4 protein-coding genes are annotated in these 5,416 nt (G+C 47.8%); all 4 read right to left on the bottom strand.

Annotation, left to right across the window (positions count from 1 at the left end; genetic code table 11):
- Positions 1–175: 175 nt before the first annotated feature.
- Entirely contained in the window at positions 176–2,368 is a 2,193-nt protein-coding gene (locus AC1DUA_RS21725; RefSeq protein WP_477501756.1) for a hypothetical protein, read from the bottom strand.
- 55 nt (positions 2,369–2,423) lie between these two features.
- On the bottom strand, positions 2,424–3,602 hold the full coding sequence (locus tag AC1DUA_RS21720; protein WP_477501755.1) for an ABC transporter permease: 1,179 nt from the start codon (positions 3,600–3,602) through the stop codon (positions 2,424–2,426).
- Positions 3,599–4,318, bottom strand: a complete 720-nt coding sequence (locus AC1DUA_RS21715) for an ABC transporter ATP-binding protein (RefSeq protein ID WP_477501754.1) — start codon at positions 4,316–4,318, stop codon at positions 3,599–3,601. The genes AC1DUA_RS21720 and AC1DUA_RS21715 overlap by 4 nt, the downstream gene beginning before the upstream one ends.
- A gap of 30 nt (positions 4,319–4,348) precedes the next feature.
- A partial coding sequence (locus AC1DUA_RS21710; protein ID WP_477501753.1) for an efflux RND transporter periplasmic adaptor subunit occupies positions 4,349–5,416 on the bottom strand: 1,068 nt, incomplete at its 5' end.

Here is a 5,416-nt window from a genome sequence, read left to right as displayed (position 1 = left end):
CCATGCTGTCCCCTCCCTAAGGAAAACTACAATGTCTATTCGGTCTTCATGGCACATGCGACAGCACACTTCGCCCGCTTCTTTTTAGTGCCCATCACTCTCGATTGTAAAGGCTCACACGCAAAAGGACGCCTATGTGCACAAAGCACACAGGCGCCATAATCTTTTGCTGCTATTAATGGAATTGTCTAATCAGACGTTTAGCTGTCCCATTAGGGGTATTGATGACTTCATACATGTTGACTACTACACCCGAGTCTACTTGTTCGTTTTTAAGACCAGTGACAACAATTTTTTGCTTGCCGCTTGTCAGTTTGCCAGTGCCAACTAGTGTGRACGTTTGAGTACCCACAATACGGCCAAGCGAATCCACCATATCGAATTCAATTGTCGAGAAATTCGAATCAATAATAACTTGATCCTCGTGCGTGATATCAAGATCCAGATTCAGCTGATAGGAATAAGAACCACCACTATAAAGCCAACTAATCGAGTCATCGTTCACTTTCAGAGAGAACGGATATAGGTCAATCGTGTCGCTGTCATCTTCCTTCTGCAGAGCAACCTGATACGTTCCAAGTGACACTTTACCTTCGGACACTGACTTATCATCGAAGATATTCAGCGCAAAAGCTTCATCGTCCGCTGTTTTGCGATTCGGAAGCAGGTAGGAATAGCTAACAACATAAGAGCTGCCCGGCGTGAGTTGTGTGGTAACAGAGCTTTGGCGTGTGCCTGTATACGAATTGCCGTTGCTATCCAGCAACTCATTTTGAAGCTCAGGCAAAGCAATCGTGCTCGAGCCGTTATTTGTGATTTTGTACTTGGCGATGGCGGTTTTGTAACCAAGATCATCGTTTTCGTGAGCATGCAGCTCGACGAGCGAAACAGCCACATTTTTATTGACAATAGCGTTATCATTTAAAGTCAGCTTATCGCCAAGAGAATAGCTTGCAGCTGTCGTAAAGCCGTTCTTCGCTTCGCTCGCGCCTTTAAGCAGGAACACGGCTACAGGCATCTGCCCTGTTGATCCGCCACTTGCAGAACCTGTTGCCGATTCGGTCGTCTCGGTCGTTCCAGCCGCTGTTGACGTTGTGCCACCGTTTGCGCTACTTGCACTACTTGCACTTGCTGCATTATTACCTGTGCTCGTCGCAGACGATGTCTTCTCCCAGAGGACAAGTTGAGCCGCATTCGGATCAGTTCCAGACGGTAGAATCGCATTAAAGTAATATGTCGTTGTTTCTTTGGCAGCCAAAAATGCAGGGCGAGTCGAATTATCCGCAGCAGACAAAGCAGTGCCAGAATCTCCTACCTGGTAAGTCGCAATGAAGGATGGTACGGCTGCTGAAGCTTCTCCGTCATTACTTAACGTAACAATGGTTTGCACATGAACGCCGTCTGCTTGCGTTGAGTACTGCGCCGTGCTGGCTTTGACTGTCATTTGCTCCCCGTCTTGTTGCCCGCTATACACCTGCTTCGTATCTAGTGGAGTAGTCTGGAGAGAAGCATTAAGGCTCATGTTCCCTAGCGTCACATCTTCACTTTGATTTAAATAATAAAACTCCAGCGATGCACCTGACATCGCCATTTGCTTAGAAATCGGTGTTTTTATGGTGACAGTATCCGATTCACTAGGAAGGAAAGTTGTGCTTGAACCATTCGCAATGGTAGAAGCGTATTTCAAACCGCTGGAATCTACTAATCTGAGCTGAAGTCCAGTAGGCAGCTTAACGCTGCTGGAACCAAGGTTTTTCGCGGATACTTGCGTATACAGATACCATTTTCCATTCTCAGAAACACGTACGCTTTGCCCTAATTGGAAAGCAAGTGAGGCATCATTCGCTAAAGTGCTGTCGAGTGTTCGGAGATTAATTATCTCTTCCGGCACGGTCACTTGACCTTCGCCTAGCGCAGAACTAACAGGTAGTTGGCCCAGATGTTTCATGAAATCTGCCTGCCCTGCATCCCAACGGAAGACATCAATCTTCAGCTGATCTGCGGATTCGCCTTCGGCCAGATTGGCGTAGAAACGGAAGCTCGTTTCCTGCCCGGGAAGAACGCTAGCGCTTTTCTTTTCACTCAATTTCGCTGTAAAACTATGCCCCGTCGTATCCGTAACGCGCACGCCATATTGATTGAAGTCGATCGCATTTTGATCCCCATTATTTAACGATACAGCGAACTGTAGCGATGAGGACGAGAGTGCAGCTTGGCTGATTGTAAAATAAGAAGTTGGAGAAATATAAACGGCTTCACCTGCAGCTTGAACCATCCCTGAGGGTAAGGAGGCAGCGGCTAGGCTGCCAGTCAATAACAAGGCCAAGGTCGTATGTTTCAAAGAAAGTGTTGTTAATTTGCGAATCATGATGTTTACCTCCCGTAGCTTTAATTTAGTCAAGAAATCATTCAGCAATCACGAATTAATCGTAACGAAGAGCATCGATAGGTTTTAATTTGGACGCTTTATTGGCAGGGTATAATCCGAAAATAACTCCGACTAATGCTGAGAATAAGAATGCATAAAGACCTACGTTGATTGAAAGACTGGTAGCCTGACTCGGATTGATATAGGGCCAAGCGAGCGATAACGCTACGCCAACAACGAGGCCAATGAAGCCTCCCATTCCGCTGATTAACGTGGCTTCCACCAGGAACTGCAAGAGAATATTCCGCCGTTTGGCCCCAATGGATTTGCGAATCCCAATCTCTCGCGTTCGTTCACTAACGGTTACGAGCATAATATTCATAATCCCGATACCGCCAACCAGAAGGGATATCGCCGCTACTGCGACTAGCTGATTGGTTAGCGTGCTGGACGCTGTTTGTTTGGCGCTGATCAATTCGGATGAGTTGAAAATGTTATACCCCGACGTACTCTTGAATTTGCTTGTCAAATACCTCTCAAGAGCAGCCTGCACCTTGCTAACGTCGTCCCCGCTTGCTGCTTCTACGTACGTTGAGCGAATGGAGCCAAGTTTAAAATCTCGACTCATTGTTGGAAGCGGCACAATAACAGAGCTGTCTAGTGAGGTTCCGCTCGTGTTGGAGCCTTTGCTTTTCAAAACACCAATAATCGTATACATGTAGCCGTTGACATTAATTTCCTCATTCAAGGGATCATCCTTGCCAAAAAACTTCGTCGCGACCTCGGTTCCTATTACCGCAACGTGATTGCGGTAGTCCAAATCCGCTTCGGCAAGGAAACGCCCACTGCCCATTTCTCCCTTTTGCATACTCAGATAACGGTCGTTCGTACCAATCACGTTATACGATTCCGTCGTGCGGTCATATTTAATACTCGTGCTGCCTCTGGTCATCGTTGGGGCAATCCCGCTAATTCCAGCTGTGCCTTCCAGCTCCATAATTTCCTCGTACTTCAGCTGCGTTGCGCGGCCATTGCCAAGTAAATTAACCGTCAGCAGGTTCGTGCCCAGACCCTCATACTGTTTCTCAATCGACTTGGAAGTCCCTTGCCCGATGGATACTAACGTAATTACGGAGCTAACCCCAATAATAACGCCGAGCATGGTCAAAACAGTTCGGAGCGGATTGGAACGAACAGTGGCCATCGCCATTTGAAAAAGTTCCCAAGGTCTCATATCGTCACCGCCTCATCCACTGAAACAGGCATCTGCTGATTACGAACATCTTTGATGATTTCACCATCTCGAAGCGTCACGACACGTTTGGCATGATCGGCAATATGATTGTCATGCGTAATCAGCACAATCGTGTTGCCCTGCTGATTGAGTTCCTGAATTAGCTCCAGTACTTCAATCCCTGTTTTGGAGTCCAAAGCTCCGGTTGGTTCGTCAGCCAATATCAACGATGGAGAAATGGCTAGCGCTCTGGCAATCGCCACCCTTTGCTGCTGTCCACCGGAAAGCTCACTTGGCTTGTGATGTCCACGCTGACCCATCCCTAACTTCTCCAGCATACGCTGGGCTTGCTCTCGGCGTTGTTTGGCAGAAATACCTGCATAAATCATCGGTAATTCCACGTTTTCAATAGCAGATAGTCGAGGCAGCAAGTTGAATTGTTGAAATATAAAACCAATCTTTCGGTTTCTTAGCTCAGCCAAGCCGTTGTCGGACATCTTAACCGTAGAAACACCATCGAGCGAGTAAGTGCCTGAAGTGGGTATATCCAGTAATCCGATTGTATTCATCAGTGTTGATTTCCCCGATCCGCTGGGACCAATAATAGCAACGAAGTCACCTTTTGCAATGTGTAGGGTAATCCCTTTCAGAATTTGCAGCTCTTCATCTCCGCGTGCGTAGCTTTTGGTGACTCCCGTTAATTCAATGATATTCATACGACTGGCTCCTTTCCTCGAAGCTGCTCATCACTGGCGCGCTCCGCCTCCGCCTTGACCTTGGAAGCCGCTGCCCCCACCTTCACCTCTTTGGAATCCAGCGGCAGGCCCGCCTTCGCCACCAGGAAATCCACCTTGCTGATTCGTTGTCGTTGTAGCCCGGCGTGTCGGCATGACAACTTCATCGCCCTCTTGCAGACCGCTCACAATCTCAACCTTTGTTTTACTGCGAATACCGGTTTTAATCTCATGCTGTTCTTCGACGGTTCCGTCGGCTTTCTTCAGAGAAACGGTAGATTTTCCCTTCGTCGTCGTAATTGCCTGAATCGGCACTACAAGAATATCCTTTTTATCCTGAATGAAAATTTCAGCAGTTGCCGTCATTGCGTATTTGAGCACACTATCTGGATTCGGGATGGTGACAACGGCATCGTATGTCGTTACTCCGTTCGTCGTTGTTCCGACATTAGACACGGACGTCACTTCACCTTCAAAAGATTTTCCCGAGATCGCATCCACTTTCACGACTGCTTTCTGCCCAACCTTCACACTCGTCAAATCCAGCTCATCCACTGCAATGGCTAGCTGCATCGTGCTTAAGCTCGCTACCGCACCTAACGTAGTGTTGGCAGTGATTTGCGCACCTACCGGGTAGTTGCGCAGCACATTGCTTTTGCTATTCGCAAAGTCCGCCGAGAACACGCCGTCAAATGGCGCTGTGATCGTCAATTGATTCACCTTTTGCTGGGCATCGTCCACTTTTATTTTCTGGCCGTCGATGGCGGCTTGCTTGCTGATGATGTTTTGCTGAAGATCATCGTTAAATAAGGTCGCAATGAGATCCCCTTGTTGCACGGTATCTCCGTCTTTAAATTTCAAACTTTTGACCGTACCGCTAGCTTCGGAAAAAACAGGCGCTGTGCGCACGTAATCTAGCGCAGCAAGTTCCGTCGATTCTATTTTGCTATCGCCGCTTCCGATGCTGCCTTTTACTTTCAAGCCCGCAGAAAGCGTTCCGTCATTCGTGACCAGAACCTCCACGTCAACGATCTTATTGCCGTTCGTGTCAGCCTTCATTTCATGAGAAACGGTGGATAC

This window comes from Paenibacillus sp. 01T422, assembly GCF_056398785.1.
The sequence above is the reverse complement of the archived record's forward strand: the minus strand, read 5'-3'. Positions and strand labels throughout refer to the sequence as shown.